The sequence below is a fragment of the Roseovarius sp. W115 genome, from assembly GCF_032842945.2.
Classification (GTDB): domain Bacteria; phylum Pseudomonadota; class Alphaproteobacteria; order Rhodobacterales; family Rhodobacteraceae; genus Roseovarius; species Roseovarius rhodophyticola.
In genome coordinates, this window is sequence record NZ_CP146606.1 from 3,316,373 (window position 1) to 3,336,078 (window position 19,706).

Consider the following 19,706-nt stretch of genomic DNA (forward strand, 5'->3'; position numbering starts at 1 on the left):
CGAGTCTTGAGCCTGAACAGGTGAAAGAACACGGGCACGAAAAGGGTGCCAAATGTGATACGACGTAGTGTGAGGTAACGAACCCGATCAAAGCAAATGTTAGAAAACCAAACGGATATCAATGACGCAACTCTGCTGGATGCGATTTTCGAAGCGGTTATTGACGCGATCGTCGTTACCGATGCTACCGGCATTATTCTTCGCACCAATGCTTCTGCAACTGAGATGCTTGGCTTCGAAGCTTCCGACATGATGGGTCAAAACGTGCGGATGCTTATGCCAAGTGAGGACGCGCAGCGTCACGATAGCTATATCAGTCATCACGTTAAAACTGGCAAAAGTTCCGTGATTGGGACCGGTCGAGAGCTAACGGCTCGACACAGAGACGGGCATTGTTTCCCAATCCACATATCATTGGGCCGCGTAGAGGTGTCGCAAGGGCCAATCTTTGTGGCCGTTATGCACGATCTGACTGAACGAAAGGCGGCAGAAGAGGCCTTGTCGCGGTCTCAGCGTCTAGAAGCCGTTGGTCAGATGACCGGCGGTATTACACACGATTTCAACAATCTTCTGACGATCATCATCGGAAATCTTGAGCTTTTGCAAAGCAGGTCAGAGGGTCGGTTTGACGAATTGGTTAATGACGCGCTCGAAGCCGCAGAGCTGGGAGCTGACCTGACTTCGCGATTGCTTGCTTTTGCCAGAAAGAGCGATCTGTCCCCAAAGATGCTCGATCTGGCGGAAGAATGTGATGAGGTCATTCGAATTCTGTCTAGAACTCTTGGGGCTGGTTTCGAAATCGAAAGCTTACATGCCCCGAACCTACCAAACGTCAATGTTGATCCGACGCAGCTTCAAACTGCTATCATGAATCTGGCACTGAATGCCCGTGACGCCATGCCGGATGGCGGCAAGCTTTTGATTCAGACCGACCGCGTTCAGATCGACGACACCTACATCGCTCAGGAGATCGACATTGTTCCCGGTGATTATGTGCGTTTGTCGATGAGCGACACGGGCACAGGCATGGATGACATCGCAAAAGAGCGCGCTTTTGAGCCATTTTTTACGACCAAGCCTGCAGGAAAAGGAACGGGTTTGGGGTTGTCCATGGTATACGGTTTTTCCCGTCAATCCGGCGGGCACGTAACGCTTTACAGCGAACCAGGACATGGAACGACGGTTGCGCTCTACTTCCCAATCCTCGCAAATGCCAATGCAACATTCAAAGAACCCAGCGCGCATAATCTTGTAACGCCAGGCCACGGGCAGGTTATTCTTGTGGTGGAAGATAACGCTTCTGTACGCCGCTTAGCCGTTGTTCGATTAAAAGAGCTTGGGTACAAGACACTGGAAGCGGAAACAGGTGATGACGCCCTGGAGTTGCTGAAAAACATTGGACAGGTCGATCTTTTGTTCACCGACATGGTCATGCCGGGCCAACTCGATGGATATCAATTGGCGAAAGAAGCGCAGTCTCTGTATCCGCAAATGAAGTTTTTACTCACGTCCGGCTACTCAAAAGATATTGCCATCCAGCAAGAAGACAAAGAGCGGTTTCCTCTGCTGCACAAACCCTATCGGATCGCTGACTTGGCAGAACACCTCAAAAAACTACTCTCTGATAATCAAACGACTTCGGCCGTAAAGGAGTAGCCAATTCCACGCACGGTTTTGATAAATTTGGGATCTGTGGGGTCGACCTCAATCTTCTTACGCAATCGCGCTACTTGATTGTCAATCGTGCGGTCCAGTGGCGCGTAGGATGCCCCCCCAAAAACTCCATAAGTTGCTCGCGCGAGAGAATACGTTTGGGGTGATTTAGGAACACCATCAAGAGATTGAATTCGCCGGTTGTCATGGAGCAGTCTTTTCCGTCAGGTCCAGTTACTTCAAATTGGTCAGGGACAACTGACCAGCCTTCAAACTTTATCTGTTTGCCGTCAGAGTCAGGATTTTTGTAAGTGCTGACATGTGTTTCACTCTTAGCGCTGCGGCGTAAAACGGCCTTGATGCGCGCCACCACTTCTCGAATGTGAAACGGCTTAGAGATATAGTCATCCGCGCCAATTTCTAAGCCCACAACCTTGTCTAGAACATCGTCCTTGCTCGAGACCATGACAATCGGTACGTCAGATATCTTTTTGATTTCACGCGCTATTTCCAATCCATCATCTTCACCAAGACGTAAATCCAGTGTGACAAGATCTGGACAGTTTACGCGCACCATTCGCAGTGTTGATGACGTATCATAGGCCTCTAACGTCTCGTAACCCTCGTCACCAAAGCAAGTGCAAAGCAACTTGCGAAGCCTTGGTTCGTCATCAACGACTAAGATGGTCTTTCTGGACATTTTGCTGTCTGAACCGGAAATCAGCTGAATGAATACGCAGTATATGTTCGTGTAATCAATTTTATCATTCAGTGCAGCAGGGGCAAGCAGACAATATATTTCAACAACAGTGCGGGCAGCACCTTTCCGCTCTACCCTGTCTTGCTTTGATTTGCGCAGTCCTTGCACACAGAAGCGTATAGCACAGCCTTTAACCTTTCAGTCGAGATCGGCTGTTCGCACATAGCGCAGGTTCCATAGTCACCCTCCCTGATCCGTTTCAGAGCTTGTTGCAAAAGACCTACCTCTTGCTGCTCGACCAGGCCAATGCCCTCCAGAACCTCATCATCTTCCAGATCTATCGCCTGATCGCTAAGGTCTTGCGGCTTTGGCGCATCAAGCTCGTCTTCAATTTGATGCAGTCGCACACCCAATTCTTTTAGGCGTGTTTCAATTGCAATCTTGAAGTATTTGAGATCTGCCATCCTATTCGCTCTGCACTTTGCACGTGGACATGCCCAGCACTCTGTAGAGTGGGCAGAACGTGAAATACGCCGTTGCAACCATCACAAAACCAACGATGAGAGCCCCGGCCGACAATATCGCACTGGACCAAATCGACGGAAAGTTTGCCAGAGGAGCGATGATTAGGATTATGCCCAAAACAAGCCTGGTAAGGCTATCAATTCTTCCAACATTTCGTTTCATTGGGGTTTTCCTTTCTGTAGTTGCAAAAGCCATTGAACGCTCATTCTGTGCAGTTCCAAAGGCCTGCGTTGCGAATGCAAAAACGTAATTGCTTCTTCTGCATTGAGTTCATCCAGGCCCTTGCTGGCCTGCGCTATGCCTTCTGCGGTTGCTGCAAAGACCATCGCCCGGAAATAGCGTGACGTTCCCAGCAAAGAACGGCAGTCTTGCTTGCCAAGGCTGACCAGGGCTGCATCAGTGACAGCGTTGAGGACAAATTCCTGCGTGAGCGTAGGCAAGAGAACCGGGATCTTGTTTTTGGCAACATGGTATGTCTGTTCCAGAGACAAAACCGGCACATCACTATCCGACCAAAACTGCGTGAGGCTTAAAGTGCCAACGCAAAGAAAATGGACGCTTTCTTCATCAAACTTGCTACCAGGATGCTGTTCTCCTTGGTGCAAAGTTTGGATTTGGGCACATCTTAAGAAAGCAGCATGCTGCTTCGTTTGAGACGCTAGCAAGGAATTGGGCGTGTCTATGGTCAATATGGCACTCGGCATCAGGAAGCTTGTGTATTTCTAGAATTTATGCCGAGGCGCCGGCTGCCAATTGAGATTGATCAAATGGCATTGAACGAAACTTCTTTCGAACGCTTTCAACACGGAAAAGGAAGACGCTTAACGTGCGACGTAATAGGCCAAAAGACTGAACGCAAAGACAAGAAGGACGAGAACAGAATCTACCCCAACTTTCCCGATCTTGGGTTTGCGCCGGACGATCAGACCGGAAAGATAAAGCGAAGTCACGATTATCCCGAACCCTAGCGCAAGGGAAACAGTGTCCGAGGCCTGTCGCATGATAGGTCCTGATCGAAAAAGTAAATCCGCTGGGAAGACCAAAACCAGCATGATGAGATTGCTGCCGAAGATGTTGGAAATGGCCATTGTGTAAGCGCCAAGACGGACCGCAGCGATGCTCGTGGTCAGCTCTGGCAGCGACGTGGCACCCGCCAGCAACGTGACACCGATGAAGCTTGCGCCGAGTCCGGACTGAACTGCGAGACGCTCTGCAAACAAGACAAGCAGAAGCCCAAAAACCAAGATTGCTATGCATGCCAATGCTGTCTGTAAGAGCAAAGCTGATGACCGCGTGCCGGCTAAGCCAGATGGGTCCGTAAACCCAGATAATTTCTGTTCTGGCAGATCCACAGGAACCCAGTCGCTGGCATCATCATAGCGCCGCAAGAGCCAGATAGCCCCACAGTAAAATAACGCGATAACACAGCTTCCCAAACCAATGCCCCAAATCGCAAAAGGCTCGTTCAAAGTTGTGATGACAAGGGTCAAACCAAGCATCAGAACCAGTAATGTCGCCTCCAACGCGTGGTTGGCTTTTCGAGGGTAGTTGGTGATTGCCCCCTCGCCCAAAAATCCGACATGGCAAGAATAGCGGTTTGAAGAGCAATGCCGCCAAAAAGGTTGTTGAGCACCAAATCCTTGGCTTGCTGCACAGCGGCGCTAAGCGTTGTTGCCACCTCCGGCAAAGATGTCGCCAATGCCAGTACAATCAAACCCATGATCGACTTGGCGAGCTTGAACCGATCCGACAAAGCATCCGCCAAGTAAGCCAGCCGCGCGCCCGCGACCCATACCACGACCGCGGATGCGACAAAGAAAAACAAGGTTGCAAAGAGAGAGGTCGCAGGAAGGGTCATGCCGCCTGACTAGACGCGTATTCGCAGAACACGATTGATCTTACTCAATTCGTTGCGCCTTGCAGGCGATACTCTTTCCGCAGCCGAGGTTCACCATGTTCAAAAATGCCAGACCTGTCCTGAACCTGTTGGGATTCGAGATAAAAATCGACCCTAGCTGGTTGCTGATAGCCGCTCTAATCACCTGGAGCTTGTCCCAGCATACCTTTCCAGTGCGCCTTCCCGAAGCGGCATCGTCACAGCATTTCACAATGGCGGTCGCAACGATGCTTTTGTTCTTTGCATCGCTTCTCCTGCACGAGGTCGCACATGCGGTTGTTGCACGGTCGTACGGAGTTGCGACGCGCGGCATTACTCTTTTTCTTTTTGGAGGTGTTGCAGAGATAGAAAGCGAACCAAAAGCCGCATCGCACGAGTTCTACATCGCGGTGGCAGGGCCGTTGATGAGCTTCTTCTTAGCTTTCTTATTTTGGATCCTTTTGCAGATCTCTACGATTCTCAGTGGACCAAAAGAATTTGCCGCGGTGTTTTCGTATTTGGCACTCATCAACTTGATCCTCGCGCTATTCAACCTCTTGCCTGCGTTTCCTTTGGACGGCGGTCGCATATTACGAGCGTATCTTTGGAAAAAATCGGGCAACATGCTGCGCGCGACACAAACAGCCTCCAAATCCGGAGAGTTTCTTGCGTTTACACTCATTGTTTTGGGTATTATGACGCTATACAATGGCTTTGTTGTCAGTGGCTTTTGGCAAGTCTTGCTCGGCTTCTTTTTGTTGGCTGCCGCGAAGACCAGCTATCAAAACCAGCTCATGCAAGCGGCGTTTGCCAAGCGTTCTGTTGGCACCTTGATGACCAAAACACCCGTCATAACCACCGATCCCGACACGACAATTTCTGATCTCATCTACAACAAAATACTTCGCTCCAATGTAAGTTTTGTGCCGGTCGTCGAGAACAAAGTGCTGCTCGGCTATATTGACACTGAGGTGTTGTCGCATCTTGAGCGTGAAAATTGGCGGAACACCAAGGTCAACGATGTGTTTGTCGAACTTAATCCAGACAACTGCATCACAGAAGACATGCCCCTATCTGAATTGATGAAAAAAATATCAGAAACAAACAGGCGTAAGTTTTTGGTTTCTCAAAACAGCACGCTGACAGGTGTGATTTCACTCTCAGATCTAATGGGATATCTGGGGCTTATCTCTTTGCTAAAACTTCACAACAATGGACATGAGACCAATTAAAACCGTGTCGGGCATTCATAACATAATCAGATAATCAGGATTGTTCCCAGATGCTCTTCAAGTTGTTTCAAGTTGAGCCCGGAAAAGTCCTTGGACACTTCTTCTTTGATCCGGCTCTTCAGTTGAGCAGTCATAGACTTTCGTAAAAGCCCCAGCATGTAAGGCCCAGCGCAGATCACCAGCCGATCAAATTTCTTTTTCCTGAACGCCGCGTCTAGTTCTTCGCAAACGGATTTTGCAAAGATCAGATCAGCTTGTTCCTTTGGGTCACCTTGGCCCACTGCCGAGGTGCCAGGCCCTGCTATGCTGTGGCCGACACCGGCGCGATCCGAGTAATCCACAGGCGGATTGGCATGCCAAACCAAATCTGCCATTTCGCTCAGACCGTGTCCAAAACCGCGATGCAATATGACGCGTGCATATCTTGCATTGGCAATGAGAACCCATGTCACTTTCGGCTTCATTTTATCCTCCGGTTTCCACTTCGGAGATCAGATTATTGCTTCAAAAAATTAAGCTGTTGAGCAATGTCAAATGCGTTGAGGATACGTATGGTTGAGCCTTTCAAAAGCCCGATTACAAACTGATACAAATTCGCACACTAGATCGCGTCATGTCGTTACTCAGATAGGGCAAGACTTTTCCGTTGATCACGGGAGGCTGCCAGAATGTACGTCACGACGTCTACCAACCATGCGCGATTTACTCCGCCAATTTCGGAAGAAATTGAATCCCACGCTATAGGCGCTGCACGGATTCATGAAGGTGAATGCCTTTACTATGAAGGCGATGAGGTCGAAAGACTTTATCAGGTTTTGACCGGTGCAGTTCGTTTAACGCGTCTTTTGGAAGATGGCCGCCGGCAAGTGATTGCGTTTGGTTTTCCGGGGGACATCATCGGCTTTCCAAATGACGGGCTGCACCAAGCAGATTGTGACGCGCTAACCGACACAAAATTGAAATCCTTTCGCCGGTCGGCGCTGGAAAATGGGGAAGGCGAGCCGGCTCTACACTTCGCCCTGCTTCAGGCAGCGCTGCGGGAAATCCATGCGATGCAAGAGCACTTCATGATGTTGGGACTGAAATGTTCCGACGAACGGGTCGCGTCGTTTCTTGTCACTATGCTTGAACGGTGTGGTGAGACGACCAATGTCGGACGGCGGGTCTTTTTGCCAATGAGCCGGTTGGATATTGCCGACTTCTTGGGCCTGACGGTTGAAACTGTCAGTCGTTGCTTCACTGCCTTACGTCGATCCGGAATCATATCGTTGAAAAACAGCCAAACCGTGCTTGTGCGTGACGAAGCTGCATTGGCAGCTAAAGCCCTAAAAGAGCATGACTAAATAAAATGTAATCGTCACATTGTGGAACGCGATAGGCCACTTTTCCACGCTCTGTTTCATGTTCGGCTTGGCGTTAAGACGAGGTCTGACCCTAGCTTCAGCCTGGAAATTGAGAAGTATCAATCGGCTGCCGACATCCGCAATTAAACTTAGTCCTGCAAAACCAATAGCTGAGCAAAAAGGAGATCGAAATGCCACGTCAAACCCTCCCTTCACTGTTTTCGGATGCATCGCCGTTTTTGCATCCGTTCTCAAAAGAGATGGCGCAAATCTTTGACCAGTTTCGCCGAGGTACAGCCCCGGAGGCTGGAGACTTAGCATCTGGGTTTGATACCGCACTGGTACCTTCTCTCGACATCGCAGAGAGCGATGAAGAGCTTGAAATCAGTGCCGAAATGCCCGGCGTTAAAGACGAAGATCTCGATGTGTCAGTTAATGGCGAAATGCTTGTTATCAAAGGAGAGAAAAGCAGCGATCGGGAAGAAAAAGAAAAAGAATACCACCTGGTTGAACGCCGCTACGGCAGTTTCCGGCGCCAAATACCTTTGGGCTTCGTGCCCGAAGCCGAGGCTGTGAAGGCAGACTTCTCAAACGGTGTGTTGAAACTCAAGATTCAAAGGCCTGCCAATACCAAAGCGGGTGTTCAGAAAATCACTGTGAAGAGCTCCTAGCTCCTCAACCTGTCCATTTGCGACGAAAGGCGACCGATCAATGCCCCTAAAAACAATCCTTGTCGGCCTGACAACCAAAGATAATACCGCAACGTTATTGAACTTTGCGGTACCCCTGGCGCGCAAGCACGGGGCACATTTGATCGGCCTACATACATTAGAAGCCATCGAAGTCTATCCTGGCATAGCAATGCACATTGATGCCGGGGTCTTTGCAGAATTCTCGCGAAATCAGGAAGAAGAGGCTGATGCGATCGAAGCGATTTTTGATGCGCATACAAAAACAGAGGATTTTGTATGCGAATATCGCCGGGTCAAAGCACAATCCAAAACCGCTGCGGACCGAATCGTGGAATCGGCGCGCGCAGCGGATCTGGTAATCATGGCGCATGCCGACGACGACGTGGACCGGTATGATCAACGCGGCATACAACGCACTGTCATCCAGCAAAGTGGTCGTCCCGTCATTATCGTACCGCTTGGCTATGATGGGCCAGAGATTGGCAACAAGATCGTGCTCGGTTGGAGCGACACACGCGAAGCCGCGCGTGCGGCCCATGACCTTTTGATGGTTGCCAATGCAGAAGCCGAAGTGACCGTGTTGCGTGTGGAACGCAATTCCTCTGACGAGTTGGACGATTATGATCTGCTCGACCTGTCATCAGCGCTTGCTCGCCACGACCTGAATGTCAACGTGCGTCATGTCCCCCAAGGAGCACAAGGCATAGGTGACGTGTTGGTACAAAGCGCTTTTGAACAGGGAGCGGGGCTGGTTGTGACCGGAGCATTTGGTCATTCCAACGTGTATGACTTTGTTGTTGGCGCGACCAGCCATTCGCTTTTGCGTGATGCCAAGCTGCCCGTCTTGTTCAGTAAATAGCGTCGGTTTCGACCTTTCTTACATCTGCCCAAATTGGAAGGTGGTCTGATGCACGCTGAGCAAGAGCGCCCTGCTCTACGCCTGCGTCGGAAAACATTAAGGTCTCAGAAAACGCAAAGCGATCAAGAGCTGCCATAGGACGACTTGCGTGAAAGGTGCGCCCTGGCGCAACAATCTTGAAACGATCTTGAATGGGAGCAAACCCCTTGTGCGACGACCATTCGTTGAAATCGCCAAGCAACACAACATGCTCATCTGGCTCTGCCAGAGCTTTGATCTGTTCCAGTTGTGCTTGCCTGTCCGAACGGCGTAATCCCAGGTGCATCGCGATGATGGAAACCGCGTTTTCACAGCCAAGTGTGACCTTTACCGCACCACGCGGTTCTAAGCCAGGCAAGTCAATTTGCTCTACACACGCAACCTCAAGGTCCTTGCGCACGAGAACGGCATTACCATGCCATCCGACACTTGCCTTACGCTTGGCAACCGGAACCACCTTCAAGTCTGTCTCAGCTTCAATCATTTCGGCTGGTACCGCAGCCACTCGTTCTCCAAAACGCCTGTCCGCTTCTTGCAGCGCGACCAGATCAGCGTTGAGCGAATTGATAACTTCGATCACTCTTTCGGGCGATCTGCGCTGGTCCAGGCCACGTGCCTTGCGGATGTTGTAACTGACTAGTCTGAGCGCATTGCGTTGCATACCTTATATATAAGTATGGATATCGAAAACTGAAGGAACAAAGGACTTCAACTTACGTGAGTACATATTAAGTTTTGGCCCGATGCTGGCTCTGATCTGGGTGGGTTTGCTGACCTGCGCACTGGTCGCGTTATTCCTGGGCCGCTGGTCATTGGCATTTGTCAGCCTTGCAACTCTTGTCCTGTCCGCAATGGTGCCCTTTCTGGCAAAACGGTTTTCCCTGAAGCTTCCAATACCTTTTTTGCTGGCCACGACCCTTTTCATCTTTGCATCGATTTTTCTTGGTGAAGCTTTTGACTTTTACGAGCGTGTTTGGTGGTGGGATCTTGCCTTGCATGGCTCCGCCGCAGTCGGGTTCGGACTCTTGGGGTTTTTGTTTGTCTTCATGTTGTTCGAAGGGGACAAGTTTGCGGCACCACCATCTGCGCTAGCGTTCATCACATTCTGCGTGGCAATGACCATAGGTGGTCTTTGGGAAGTCTTTGAATTCAGCATGGATCAGATGTTTGGACTGAACATGCAAAAATCGGGACTTAATGACACTATGGGTGATCTGATCATCAACGCGTTTGGCGGATTGATCGCAAGTGTGACTGGATACCTCTATGCCCGTGATTTTTCCACTGGCATTTTGGGCCAGGCGCTGACGCAATTCATTGAAAAAAACAAAGCGTTTTATCGCAAATCCCGCGACCGAATTCGAAAATAGATCAGCTTAACTCAGGTTGCGTTAAATCAACTCCTGAGCTTTTACGACATGCAATGTTTCAGCGGATCCAACACAGGGTGCTTTATGACCAATTCGTCCGACGGCTTTTTGAACCCGCAATCTATCGCAGTCTACGGAGCTTCCGAACGCGCATCCTCGCCAGGGACACATATTTTCCGAAATCTTACAAGCCAGGGTTATGGTGGCAAAGTGATTGCAATTAATCCCAAGTATGACTCGCTCGGAGGCCAGTCGTGCGTGCCCTCTCAAGAGGCCGCCGGAACCGGAGCTGATTTAGCCATCATCGCCATTCCTCCGAAAGCCGTTCCGGGCGCTCTGCGCGATTGCGCGTCGATGGGGACTAGCGCAGCAATCGTCATTACCGCCGGCTTTGTCGAAGGTAATGGTCCAGCCGGAAAACAGCGACTTCTCAACACAGCCAAGGCTGGCAATATCCAAATCATGGGGCCAAACTGCCTTGGGCTTGTACGCCCGCATCTTCGCCTCAACGCCACGTTTCAACCAGCCCTTCCACCTAAGGGCGGCCTTGCCTTGATTTCGCAATCTGGCGCAATCTGTTCAAGCATGGCGGACATGGCAGAACAGGATGGCCTTGGCTTCAGCCTGATGATGTCGCTAGGCAATTCATTTGAGCTGGGATTGGGCGATGCGATTGTGATGGCCGCCGACGACGCACGCACAAAGGTCATCCTTGTCTATGTAGAGGGTGTTCGAAACGGCCCGAAGTTTCGCTCGGCGTTGCGCGCCGCATACAAAATCAAACCTGTTATTGTTCTCAAGGCAGGACGCCATGCCGAGGGTGCCGCGGCGGCGGCCACACACACAGGTGCACTTGTCGGATCAGACGCGGTATTTTCAGCGGTGTTGCGCGAAGCAGGCGCGGTTCAGGTTGCCACGCTGGGTGAACTTCTGGATGTGGCGCGGTTCATGTCATCCCATCAACGATCATGTGGAGGTCGTCTTGCCATTGTGACAAACGGTGGTGGTGTCGGTGTCCTGACAGCCGATCGTCTTTCTGACCGGTCGTTGCCGATTGCGCCGCTGCCCCAGGACGTTTGCGACAGCCTCGAAGGACAGCTTAGCCCAAACTGGTCACGACGCAATCCGCTCGACATTGTGGGCGACGCGACCGCTTCGGACTTCAAGGCGGCCCTGGATGCTTGCCTGCAAAGTGACGAATTTGATGCCGCACTGGCCCTTTTGAGCCCACAATCCATGACGGCACCAGATCGGGTGGCCGATGCGGTGCTGGAGGCACACCACCGATATGACAAGCCGGTCCTGTCCTGCTTTTTGGGTGGGCACTCGGTGTCATCCTCACGCACCAAATTGCGCAGGCATGGCATCCCTGACTTCAACCGCCCCGAAGAAGCGGTGCGGGCGTTTGCCGCCGCGGTCAAGGCGGGTGAACGATCTGCCCGTGTGGATGACGCGCCAAAGCTGAAGGGGACAAAACGAACTACCCTAACCAAGGCCGTCCGTTCCCTGGGCACCCTGACACCCGGCATGCTCAGTGACATCGCCTCTCGTAGGTTGCTGTCCGTCGCAGGCATCCCCTGCCCGGTCCCCGAACTCGCGGCCACGGATGACGCGGCCGTCGCGATCTTTGAGAAACTTAGGTCGCCTGTCGTTCTGAAAGTCGTGTCGCCAGAGATATCCCATAAAAGCGAAGTGAACGGTGTGCGGTTGAACCTGCAGTCGCAGCCTGAAGTGGCCGCCGCGTTTCATGACATATGCGACACCGCAAAACGCATAAGACCGGATGCCAGCATCCTCGGGGTTTCGGTCGAACCCATGGTGCAACCCGATGATGCCCGGGAAGTTCTGATCGGTGTCACGCGCGACCCGGCCTTTGGACCCGTCATCACATTTGGCGCAGGAGGCACTCTGGTCGAACTCCTCGGAGATGTGGCAACCGGTATGCTGCCTCTAAGCCGCAACGCGGCTGTCGAATTGATTGGCCGTACGCGCGTTGCGCGCCTCTTGGGTCCGTTTCGCAACACGGCCCCAGTGGACACGGGCGCTCTTGTGGATGTTTTGATGCATGTGTCTGATCTATGCCTGGCCATGCCCATGCTTGAAGAGATGGACATCAATCCGCTGATTGTAGCGCCTTCAGGGCTTTGTGCTGTGGACGTTCGTATCCGTTTGGGCTCGAACGATCCCGCGCTGCGGCTGACCGGTCAGCATTAGCATCTTGATGCCTTCCGGCACGACAATCAGTGGCAAGGCCAGCACCGCAATCCATTGCCAGTGAAAAATTTCCAGCGGAACGGTATGCAATATCGCTTGGAAAAACGGCAGGTAGACAGCCATCACCTGCAGAGCGAGCATGCTAAGAAGCGCCAACAGGAGTGCCTTGTTTGACCACCAGCCAATGGCAGTGACCGGTGTTCGAAATGAACGAAACGCAAAAACAGACATCTTTTCGAACACAACCATGGCTGTGAAAGCCAGGGTATTGGCCAAGACAGGATCAACCGGCAGGAATTTGTAAAACAGAAATAAACTCGCTCCGCCCGTATAAAGCCCAAAACCCAAGATCATCAGAAACCCCGCCCGCCCCAAGATGGGTTCTTTTGGTTTGCGCGGTGGTTGTTTCATTTGGTCAGGCTCACTCTTCTCCAGACCCAGCGCGACCGCCGTGACACCGTCGGTAATCAGGTTCATCCAGAGTATCTGTGTCGCCAGAAAGATCAAAGGTCCGCCAATAATCAGATTGACCACAAGCGCAACCACCTCGCCCGCGTTCGAACTCAGCAAGTAGCGCACGAACTTTTTGATGTTTGCAAACTGCCGTCGGCCTTCTGCAACCGCATTCACAATGGTCGTAAAGTTATCGTCCAGAAGAATAAGGTCTGCGGCCTCTTGTGCGACATCTGTGCCCCGCTGGCCCATGGCGACACCAATATCGGCACGTTTCAATGCGGGTGCATCGTTCACACCATCGCCAGTCATGGCGACAACCGCACCTGTACTCTGCAATGCTGTGACCAGACGTAGCTTATCCGCCGGGTGTGTTCGGGCAAAAATTACGTCACGCTGCAGCAAGGGCACCAAATCCGCCTCTGAAATCGCTGCCAATTCCTTGCCCGTGACAACCTTATCGGCGGGCAAGTCCATTTGGCTGGAAATCGCACGTGCTGTGACGGGGCTGTCACCGGTAACCATGATCACTCGAATACCCGCATCCCGCGCGCGCGCAATAGCTCCGGGAACTTCTTGGCGCGGGGGATCAATCAATCCGACAAAGCCCAACAGAACGAGGTTTTCGTCCACCAAATTGCCTTGGGCGGTCGCGCGATCGGCAAGCGCCAGCACACGCAGGCCTTGCGACGCCATGCTTTCATGTACAGCCTTGAGCTCGTTGCGCAATTCCGCATCGATCTCCATGTCTTCGCCCGACATCGCAACAAAGGCGCACTTTTCCAGAACAACTTCTGGCGCGCCCTTGACCAAGAGACGAAAACAGCCATCGCGCTCAACCAGCATCGCCATGCGTTTGCGCTCACTGGAAAATGGCATTTCTTGCTGTATTTCTACAGCCTGCGCATCGCCCAAATGCTGCACCAATTCCAGCAAAGCGACTTCTGTCGGACTGCCCAAAGACTCAACATTGTTATGTTGGTCGGTGTAGCGCGACGCATGCGTGCATATGGACGCCACATCAATGAAGCGCTGGATCACATGTGACTGATTTCTGGCCGTGATATCCTTGATTGCATCACGCCCGGCATCATACCAGGATCCCGCCATCCAGAAGCGCGTCGCAACCATTTTGTTCTCAGTCAGGGTTCCTGTCTTGTCGGTACAAATCACGGACGCTGCGCCAAGAGTTTCAATTGCCTGCATACGACGGACAAGCGCCTTTCGGCGCACCATGGCGGATGCGCCAAGCGCCAAAGTTATGGTCACAACCGCAGGAAGCCCTTCAGGCACCATGGCCACAGCCAGTGATATCGCCGTGAGCATCATGTCGAGAATTGGCTGCCCGGTCAGCAACCCCAAGCTTGCAACGGCAACTCCGACACCTATGGAAAATATCCCAAGCCACCAAGCAAGGCGGCCCAAAGCCTGCTGAAGCTGTGTTGGCCGACGATCAATGCCTCCGGTGAGTTTTGCGATTTCTGCAAAACTGGTGTCGGACCCTGTCGCCGTGACTTCAGCCTCTGCAGTCCCAACCACAAGAGAGGTTCCCGCAAAAACAAGCCCGTCCACACCCTTCGACACTGGCATGGATTCTCCGGTCAGGATGCTCTCATTCAATTCCGCATCCCGCGACACAACAAGGTTTCCGTCAGCGGCAACGCGGTCGCCGGTGCTGAGCACAAGAAGGTCGCCCGGCACAACTTCTGCGGCAGGTATGCGCTCTTCCACGCCGTCCCGCCGCACCGTCGCGAGCGGGCTCAATAATTTTGTCAAAGCTGCCAGAGCTTTCTCCGCGCGCCATTCCTGTACGAAGCCCAGGACCGCGTTAAAAACGATAACAGCGGCTATGACCATCGCATCAATCGTTTCACCCAGCAACGCGGCGGCGACGACTGCCAATGCGAGGATTGCGATCAGAGGGCTGGTGAACTGTCTGAGAATGGCCTGCCACATTGGTGGTGGAGGCAGTAGCGGAAGTTCATTCAAACCATATGCATCGCGCGCTCGAAGCGCCGCGTCAGCACTGAGTCCCGGGCGTGACGTTGAGTCGGTCATAGCCGCAAAATGAGACACGCATGGCAACGCCCCATTGAGCAATATCAACCAGCGCCCAATTGGGAATGATAGTGTTCGGGCATCAGCGAGAGGAGATCAAAACATGCCCAAAGCAAAAAGTCCTGAGGTGAGTTCACCACTTGAACCAGAAAAAGTCTGGCGAACATTTACCGATATGCAAAACGGCGGGCTTGGATCGCTTTCTTGGCTTGGCACAAAATGGGTCGAAGCCATGAGTGATTTGGGATCGGAATGGCTGAGCTTTGTTGCAGATCGTGTGAAGGAAGATGTGAAGCTGCAGCATGAGCTTCTTCACGCAAAATCAGTCAATGACGTTCAACGCGTGCAAGCGGCATTCATTCAGAAAGCTCTTGATGACTATCGGCTCGAAACCGGAAAAGTGGTCAAGTTTTGCTCGAACACAATGGAAGAAATTTCAGCTAAAGCCGAAGAAGCTGCCGATCAGTCGAAAACATAAGTTCCAGGGGCTTTTTCCAAGGAAGACCAGGCTTCGGAGAGTTTTTTCTGCCTCGAGTAACCTTCGAGCCAGGTTGTCCAATCCGGCCACCAGGAGCCGTCTTCTGGCGTTTCTTTCTCGAACCAGGCATCCGGCCCTACAAACCGGGTGCCTTCCTGTTTTACGAGCGTGCGAAAATGTCGACCAGAATGCCCTGGCTCCGATATTACACCACCATTGTGACCGCCGTTGGTCAGGACAAAACGGACATTCGTATCCGTCAGGGCAAGCAGCTTGAATACAGAGGTCCAAGGTGAAACATGGTCGCTTTCTGTCGCAAGACAGTACATTGGCGCTCGAATATCGGTGAGCGACACACGCCGTCCATCAACGCGGTACGTTCTGTTGGCGAGCGCATTTTCCAGAAACAGCTTTCTCAGGTAGGTTGCGTGCATGCGCGCAGGCATGCGTGTCGCATCAGCATTCCAAGCCATCAGATCATTGATCGGCGAACGCTCGCCCAAAAGGTAGTGACGAATGACTCGGCTCCAAATCAAGTCCGCCGGACGCAACATCTGAAATGCAGCCGCCATCTGCTTAGCCTCCAGATACCCCTGCTCTGCCATAAGGTCTTCCAGAAACGCTACCTGTGCTTCTGTGATAAAGGTTCCAAGTTCACCCGGCTCGGTGAAATCCGTTTGACTAGCCAAAAGTGACAAGGTTGCAAAGACGCCCTGCCCGTCTCTTGCGGCCGCAGCCGCTGCAATTGCAAGCAAAGTGCCCCCTAGACAATACCCCACGGCATGTACCGCATTTGTATCGTGCTCTGAGGCAAGCCAATTGAGCGGTGCTCTGATGCCTAGCTCCAGGTAATCATTCAGATCCAATTCAGCGTCTTCAGAACCCGGGTTTTTCCAGGACAGACAAAACACCTCAAAGCCTTGGTCTACCAAATAGGATACGAGCGAGTTCTGAGGTGAAAGATCCAGAATGTAGTATTTCATAATCCACGCTGGGACGATGAAAACGGGTGGCTTCTTTACCTTTGAACCTTTTGGGTGATAGCGCAGAAGCTCCACGAGACGATTGCGAAATACCACATCACCCGGCGTCACGGCTATGGTCTCTCCAACCTTGAAGGGGTCGTGCTCTCTTGGCACTCCGGTTAGGGTGGTGGCCAGGTCGTCCAACCAGTTCCGCCAGCCATTCACAATGCTTTGTCCGCATGAACGCACCGCCCGATCAAGCACTGTAGGGTTGGTCAACGGAAAATTGGCCGGACAGAACATATCAAGCGCCTGACGGCTGTAGAAATCCATGGCATTCTGGTGTTTGGGATCAACCCCCGGCAATGGCCCAAATGCCTCGTGCCACCAATCTTGGGCAGCCAGAAACACATTTCGATAGAAACAATAGGGCGGCAAATTCCATAATGGGTTGGCAAATCTGGGATCATTCTCTTGCGTATTTTCGTGTATCAACCCCAACGCCAAATGCCTCTGCATTTCTTTGAACAGGTGTTGCTGCCTTTGTGGTGAAACCGCTATGTGCATGCTCCAATCTGTCCAAGCTACCATCAAGCCTGCGGGTGATACGCCCCCTGTCAGCCTTGCAATAGCGGCATGAAGTTTTTGATCGGTGCCAGACGTACCCATGTAGAGTGAACCTTTCGCTGAATCAGCTCCGCCATGTTTCACACCGCTCGTTCACATCGATTGATATCCGTCAGTTAGGGCTTTCGATTGACCAATAGTGTTTCGTGCAAGCTATTCATACGGAGAAGACTATGAACGATGCAGTCGATGAATTTGCCGACACAACCAATCTAGAAGCGCTCGTGAGTGTAAGCCGGGCAGCCTATGAAGGCACTCAAACATCGAACATTTTGCTATGATTGATCAGTTGTTGCTTGGCTCTGCCGTCACTCTCGTTTCGCTTGTTGGAGGTGCAATCCTGTGGTGGCTCCTGAATGAGAATCTTGAGTTTATGGAACCTTGGCTACAGCGGCCGCCACACCCCATTAAGTCGTTTGTTGTTATCCTGATGGTCGTGCTTGCGACCATGACAATGATGACGTTGGGTGTCTGGCTCTGGGCAGTTGTGTTTCGACAGATGTCAGTCTTCTCGTTACTGGAAGAAGCCGTCTACTACTCTTTGGTTGCTTACACGACCTTGGGCCTTGGCGATGTTACCATGCCGAAAGACAAGCGTCTTCTGGGAGGTATGACCGGGGCTAACGGTTTTCTCATGTTTGGCCTTATGACCGCTATGCTGACAGACACCCTACGGCACGTCCGGCGAGTTCAAAACAAACTAAGAGACTAGCGTTTGGCTTACGCTAAGGGTTTTGCAAAGTTGAGCATCACTTAAAGAGATCTACCCGCTCCGAACAATTTGATTTTTATTAATCCGGCCTGGTTTCTGGGTTGCAAAATGATCGTACTCAGGAGGCACGCCATGCCAGATCACGGTCACTCTCATCAAGAAATCTCAGCCAGAATCGGTGCACCGCCAGGAAGGGGTGTTCTCCGGGATGCGATCTATGGTGCCATTGATGGAACTGTAACAACATTTGCGATCGTCGCTGGGGTAGCTGGCGCCGGGCTTTCACCGATTGTCATCGTTGTATTGGGCCTAGCAAACGTCTTGGCAGATGGATTTTCCATGGCCGCAGCCAATTACTCGGGCGAAAAAGCTGAGCAAGACAATCTTAGGCAAATACGAGCAATAGAAGAGCACCATATTAAAACCTATCCCGAAGGCGAACGACAGGAAGTGCGTGAAATCCTTCGCCAAAAAGGTCTCGAAGGGCGTGTCTTAGAAGAAGCAACCGATGCGATAACGAAAGTTCCAGAAAGCTGGATTGCCCTGATGATTGAACCGCCCCGGTTTTGCCGGAGACTGTTGAGTTCGTATTTCAAGCTGCGATTTTGTTTGATTTCAAGGCTTGTTCGTATTTCTCCTCCGCTTCGATTGGTGTGATGTAGCCGAGAGGTTCGAGCAAGCGTTCCCTATTGAACCAATCGACCCATTGCAGGGTTTCCCATTCGACCTGATCTTTGGACTTCCATGGCCCCAGCCTGTTGATGACTTCCGTTTTGAACAGGCCGATGATTGTCTCAGCCAGTGCATTGTCATAGCTGTCGCCGACGCTGCCGACGGATGGTTCCAATCCTGCATCGACCAAACGCTCTGTGTACTTGATCGATACATATTGCGATCCGCGATCTGAATGATGGATCAGTTTCTCAGCAGGTCTGCGCGCATGGATCGCCTGTTCGAGCGCATCCAAGACAAACTGCGTGTCCTGTGTTGTCGATGCTTTCCAGCCGACGATCCGGTTGGCGAAGGTATCAATGACAAAGCCCACGTAGACGAAGCCCCGCCAGGTGGACACAAACGTGAAGTCGGACACCCAAAGCTCGTTTGGCATCGCAGCCCGGAACTGGCGATTAACCTTGTCCAGTGGGCATTGATCGGCAGGCTGACCATAGGTGGTTTTGACCTTCTTGCCCCGCCGAACGCCTTGAATACCAAGCTGGCGCATCAAGCGTTCAACCGTGCAGCGGGCGATATCGATCCTCTCGCGCTTCATTGCATGCCACAGTTTACGTGCGCCGTAGACTGATCTGTTCTTCTCCCAAACGTCTTTCATCTCTTTGCGCAGATACGCATCCCGCTTGGCGCGATCCGATGCACGGTCAGGTTCGCGTTCAACGGCCAGATGCTCGTAGAAAGTCGACGGGGCAATCTGCAGAACACGGCACATCGGCTCGACCCCATGCACGCTTCGGTGCTCCTTGATGAAGGCAATCATTTGCGGAATGGGCGGTCGAGCTCCGCCTGTGCAAAATAAGCAGATGCCTTTTTGAGGATCTCATTGGCCTGACGCAGTTGCCGGTTCTCGCGTTCAAGTTCCTTGATGCGTTCCCTCTCAACCGTCGTCAGACCATCACGCTTACCCGTGTCTGTCTCATGTTGTTTGACCCAGATGCGCAGGCTGTCCCTGCTGCATCCAACCTTCTGAGAAATCGACAAGATTGCTGCCGATCTGCTCGCATATTCTGCCTCGTGATCCAAAACCATCCGCACCGCTCGGGCGCGCAGTTCCTCTGGATAACGTGTTCCGTTCTTCGTCTTTCCCATAACCCAGTATCCTTACTTCTGGGTCTCCGGCAAACAAGGGGCGGTTCAGATTGAAGGAGAATACGGTCTAGGAGGAACCAACCCACATC

The 19,706-nt window shown here is 52.1% G+C and carries 22 protein-coding genes, 1 pseudogene and 1 other annotated feature; of the genes and pseudogenes, 10 read left to right on the top strand and 13 right to left on the bottom strand.

Annotated features, from left to right (window positions below; genetic code table 11):
• Positions 1-96 precede the first annotated feature (96 nt).
• On the top strand, positions 97-1,656 hold the full coding sequence (locus tag RZS32_RS16850) for a PAS domain S-box protein (RefSeq protein WP_317054719.1): 1,560 nt from the start codon (positions 97-99) through the stop codon (positions 1,654-1,656).
• On the opposite strand, the gene RZS32_RS19030 is transcribed toward RZS32_RS16850, so the two are convergent.
• From RZS32_RS19030 to RZS32_RS16880, 7 genes are all read right to left on the bottom strand, one after another.
• The gene (locus tag RZS32_RS19030) at positions 1,629-1,721 is read right to left on the bottom strand and encodes a winged helix-turn-helix domain-containing protein (RefSeq protein ID WP_422395925.1); all 93 of its coding nucleotides are present in this window, start codon (positions 1,719-1,721) and stop codon (positions 1,629-1,631) included. The genes RZS32_RS16850 and RZS32_RS19030 overlap by 28 nt on opposite strands.
• A 5-nt stretch (positions 1,722-1,726) precedes the next feature.
• Positions 1,727-2,521 carry a response regulator transcription factor gene (locus tag RZS32_RS16855; RefSeq protein WP_339106725.1) on the bottom strand — a complete coding sequence of 265 codons (795 nt, stop codon included), beginning with the start codon at positions 2,519-2,521 and terminating at the stop codon, positions 1,727-1,729.
• Entirely contained in the window at positions 2,485-2,817 is a 333-nt protein-coding gene (locus tag RZS32_RS16860; RefSeq protein ID WP_317054721.1) for a TraR/DksA family transcriptional regulator, read from the bottom strand. The genes RZS32_RS16855 and RZS32_RS16860 overlap by 37 nt, the downstream gene beginning before the upstream one ends.
• 1 nt (position 2,818) lies before the next feature.
• Positions 2,819-3,073, bottom strand: coding sequence for a YgaP family membrane protein (locus tag RZS32_RS16865; RefSeq protein ID WP_317054722.1), 255 nt, complete (start codon positions 3,071-3,073; stop codon positions 2,819-2,821).
• On the bottom strand, positions 3,037-3,567 hold the full coding sequence (locus RZS32_RS16870) for a hypothetical protein (RefSeq protein WP_317054723.1): 531 nt from the start codon (positions 3,565-3,567) through the stop codon (positions 3,037-3,039). Before RZS32_RS16870 ends, RZS32_RS16865 begins: the two co-directional genes overlap by 37 nt.
• Before the next feature lie 132 nt (positions 3,568-3,699).
• Complete coding sequence (locus tag RZS32_RS16875) at positions 3,700-4,401, bottom strand: sodium:calcium antiporter (RefSeq protein ID WP_339106726.1); 702 nt, start codon at positions 4,399-4,401, stop codon at positions 3,700-3,702.
• Positions 4,377-4,736: a hypothetical protein gene (locus tag RZS32_RS16880; RefSeq protein WP_339106727.1), complete on the bottom strand. Its 360-nt coding sequence runs from the start codon at positions 4,734-4,736 to the stop codon at positions 4,377-4,379. The genes RZS32_RS16875 and RZS32_RS16880 overlap by 25 nt, the downstream gene beginning before the upstream one ends.
• 95 nt (positions 4,737-4,831) lie before the next feature.
• Here RZS32_RS16880 and RZS32_RS16885 point away from each other — a divergent pair, with 95 nt between their 5' ends.
• Entirely contained in the window at positions 4,832-5,986 is a 1,155-nt protein-coding gene (locus RZS32_RS16885) for a site-2 protease family protein (RefSeq protein WP_317054725.1), read from the top strand.
• Between the two features lie 26 nt (positions 5,987-6,012).
• Here RZS32_RS16885 and RZS32_RS16890 read toward each other — a convergent pair whose 3' ends face one another.
• Positions 6,013-6,450: a host attachment protein gene (locus RZS32_RS16890; protein WP_317054726.1), complete on the bottom strand. Its 438-nt coding sequence runs from the start codon at positions 6,448-6,450 to the stop codon at positions 6,013-6,015.
• Positions 6,451-6,654: 204 nt separating this feature from the next.
• Here RZS32_RS16890 and RZS32_RS16895 point away from each other — a divergent pair, with 204 nt between their 5' ends.
• From RZS32_RS16895 to RZS32_RS16905, 3 genes are all read left to right on the top strand, one after another.
• Positions 6,655-7,329, top strand: coding sequence for a helix-turn-helix domain-containing protein (locus tag RZS32_RS16895; protein WP_317054727.1), 675 nt, complete (start codon positions 6,655-6,657; stop codon positions 7,327-7,329).
• A gap of 191 nt (positions 7,330-7,520) precedes the next feature.
• Positions 7,521-8,000, top strand: coding sequence for an Hsp20/alpha crystallin family protein (locus RZS32_RS16900; protein ID WP_317054728.1), 480 nt, complete (start codon positions 7,521-7,523; stop codon positions 7,998-8,000).
• A 40-nt stretch (positions 8,001-8,040) separates the two neighbouring features.
• Positions 8,041-8,880, top strand: coding sequence for a universal stress protein (locus RZS32_RS16905; RefSeq protein ID WP_317054729.1), 840 nt, complete (start codon positions 8,041-8,043; stop codon positions 8,878-8,880).
• Here RZS32_RS16905 and RZS32_RS16910 read toward each other — a convergent pair.
• Entirely contained in the window at positions 8,870-9,580 is a 711-nt protein-coding gene (locus RZS32_RS16910; protein ID WP_317054730.1) for an endonuclease/exonuclease/phosphatase family protein, read from the bottom strand. The two genes, RZS32_RS16905 and RZS32_RS16910, sit on opposite strands and share 11 nt — an antisense overlap.
• Positions 9,581-9,662: 82 nt before the next feature.
• Between RZS32_RS16910 and RZS32_RS16915 the strand changes: the two genes are divergently transcribed.
• Complete coding sequence (locus RZS32_RS16915; RefSeq protein ID WP_317054731.1) at positions 9,663-10,289, top strand: hypothetical protein; 627 nt, start codon at positions 9,663-9,665, stop codon at positions 10,287-10,289.
• Positions 10,290-10,373: 84 nt separating this feature from the next.
• Positions 10,374-12,503, top strand: a complete 2,130-nt coding sequence (locus tag RZS32_RS16920; protein WP_317054732.1) for an acetate--CoA ligase family protein — start codon at positions 10,374-10,376, stop codon at positions 12,501-12,503.
• On the opposite strand, the gene RZS32_RS16925 is transcribed toward RZS32_RS16920, so the two are convergent.
• Complete coding sequence (locus RZS32_RS16925) at positions 12,426-15,032, bottom strand: cation-translocating P-type ATPase (RefSeq protein ID WP_339106728.1); 2,607 nt, start codon at positions 15,030-15,032, stop codon at positions 12,426-12,428. The two genes, RZS32_RS16920 and RZS32_RS16925, sit on opposite strands and share 78 nt — an antisense overlap.
• Positions 15,033-15,048: 16 nt before the next feature.
• On the opposite strand from RZS32_RS16925, the gene RZS32_RS16930 reads away from it, so the two are divergent.
• Entirely contained in the window at positions 15,049-15,492 is a 444-nt protein-coding gene (locus RZS32_RS16930) for a phasin family protein (RefSeq protein WP_339106729.1), read from the top strand.
• Here RZS32_RS16930 and RZS32_RS16935 read toward each other — a convergent pair.
• Entirely contained in the window at positions 15,477-16,952 is a 1,476-nt protein-coding gene (locus tag RZS32_RS16935; RefSeq protein ID WP_339106730.1) for a PHA/PHB synthase family protein, read from the bottom strand. The two genes, RZS32_RS16930 and RZS32_RS16935, sit on opposite strands and share 16 nt — an antisense overlap.
• Before the next feature lie 57 nt (positions 16,953-17,009).
• Positions 17,010-17,126, bottom strand: a pseudogene (locus RZS32_RS19035) (poly-beta-hydroxybutyrate polymerase N-terminal domain-containing protein); the annotation flags it as partial.
• A 235-nt stretch (positions 17,127-17,361) separates the two neighbouring features.
• Here RZS32_RS19035 and RZS32_RS16940 point away from each other — a divergent pair.
• Positions 17,362-17,796 carry an ion channel gene (locus RZS32_RS16940; RefSeq protein WP_317054736.1) on the top strand — a complete coding sequence of 145 codons (435 nt, stop codon included), beginning with the start codon at positions 17,362-17,364 and terminating at the stop codon, positions 17,794-17,796.
• A 132-nt stretch (positions 17,797-17,928) separates the two neighbouring features.
• Positions 17,929-18,453 (top strand): VIT1/CCC1 transporter family protein, encoded by a 525-nt coding sequence (locus RZS32_RS16945; RefSeq protein ID WP_317054737.1) that lies wholly within the window; start codon positions 17,929-17,931, stop codon positions 18,451-18,453.
• On the opposite strand, the gene RZS32_RS16950 is transcribed toward RZS32_RS16945, so the two are convergent.
• A protein-coding gene (locus tag RZS32_RS16950; protein ID WP_422395913.1) for an IS3 family transposase occupies positions 18,389-19,617 on the bottom strand; the annotation gives its coding sequence in 2 pieces (ribosomal slippage) (positions 18,389-19,323 and positions 19,323-19,617; 1,230 coding nt in all). The genes RZS32_RS16945 and RZS32_RS16950 overlap by 65 nt on opposite strands.
• Positions 19,214-19,330, bottom strand: a sequence feature (AL1L pseudoknot). It overlaps the preceding gene by 117 nt.
• Positions 19,618-19,706: the final 89 nt, after the last annotated feature.

Excerpts from the sequence above, each read along its gene's own strand:
- RZS32_RS16850 (WP_317054719.1), top strand. The coding sequence starts at position 97 with ATGTTAGAAAACCAAACGGATATCAATGACGCAACTCTGCTGGATGCG.
- RZS32_RS16860 (WP_317054721.1), bottom strand. The coding sequence starts at position 2,817 with ATGGCAGATCTCAAATACTTCAAGATTGCAATTGAAACACGCCTAAAA.
- RZS32_RS16865 (WP_317054722.1), bottom strand. The coding sequence starts at position 3,073 with ATGGCTTTTGCAACTACAGAAAGGAAAACCCCAATGAAACGAAATGTT.
- RZS32_RS16880 (WP_339106727.1), bottom strand. The coding sequence starts at position 4,736 with ATGACCCTTCCTGCGACCTCTCTCTTTGCAACCTTGTTTTTCTTTGTC.
- RZS32_RS16885 (WP_317054725.1), top strand. The coding sequence starts at position 4,832 with ATGTTCAAAAATGCCAGACCTGTCCTGAACCTGTTGGGATTCGAGATA.
- RZS32_RS16890 (WP_317054726.1), bottom strand. The coding sequence starts at position 6,450 with ATGAAGCCGAAAGTGACATGGGTTCTCATTGCCAATGCAAGATATGCA.
- RZS32_RS16895 (WP_317054727.1), top strand. The coding sequence starts at position 6,655 with ATGTACGTCACGACGTCTACCAACCATGCGCGATTTACTCCGCCAATT.
- RZS32_RS16900 (WP_317054728.1), top strand. The coding sequence starts at position 7,521 with ATGCCACGTCAAACCCTCCCTTCACTGTTTTCGGATGCATCGCCGTTT.
- RZS32_RS16905 (WP_317054729.1), top strand. The coding sequence starts at position 8,041 with ATGCCCCTAAAAACAATCCTTGTCGGCCTGACAACCAAAGATAATACC.
- RZS32_RS16910 (WP_317054730.1), bottom strand. The coding sequence starts at position 9,580 with ATGCAACGCAATGCGCTCAGACTAGTCAGTTACAACATCCGCAAGGCA.
- RZS32_RS16915 (WP_317054731.1), top strand. The coding sequence starts at position 9,663 with ATGCTGGCTCTGATCTGGGTGGGTTTGCTGACCTGCGCACTGGTCGCG.
- RZS32_RS16920 (WP_317054732.1), top strand. The coding sequence starts at position 10,374 with ATGACCAATTCGTCCGACGGCTTTTTGAACCCGCAATCTATCGCAGTC.
- RZS32_RS16940 (WP_317054736.1), top strand. The coding sequence starts at position 17,362 with ATGATTGATCAGTTGTTGCTTGGCTCTGCCGTCACTCTCGTTTCGCTT.
- RZS32_RS16945 (WP_317054737.1), top strand. The coding sequence starts at position 17,929 with ATGCCAGATCACGGTCACTCTCATCAAGAAATCTCAGCCAGAATCGGT.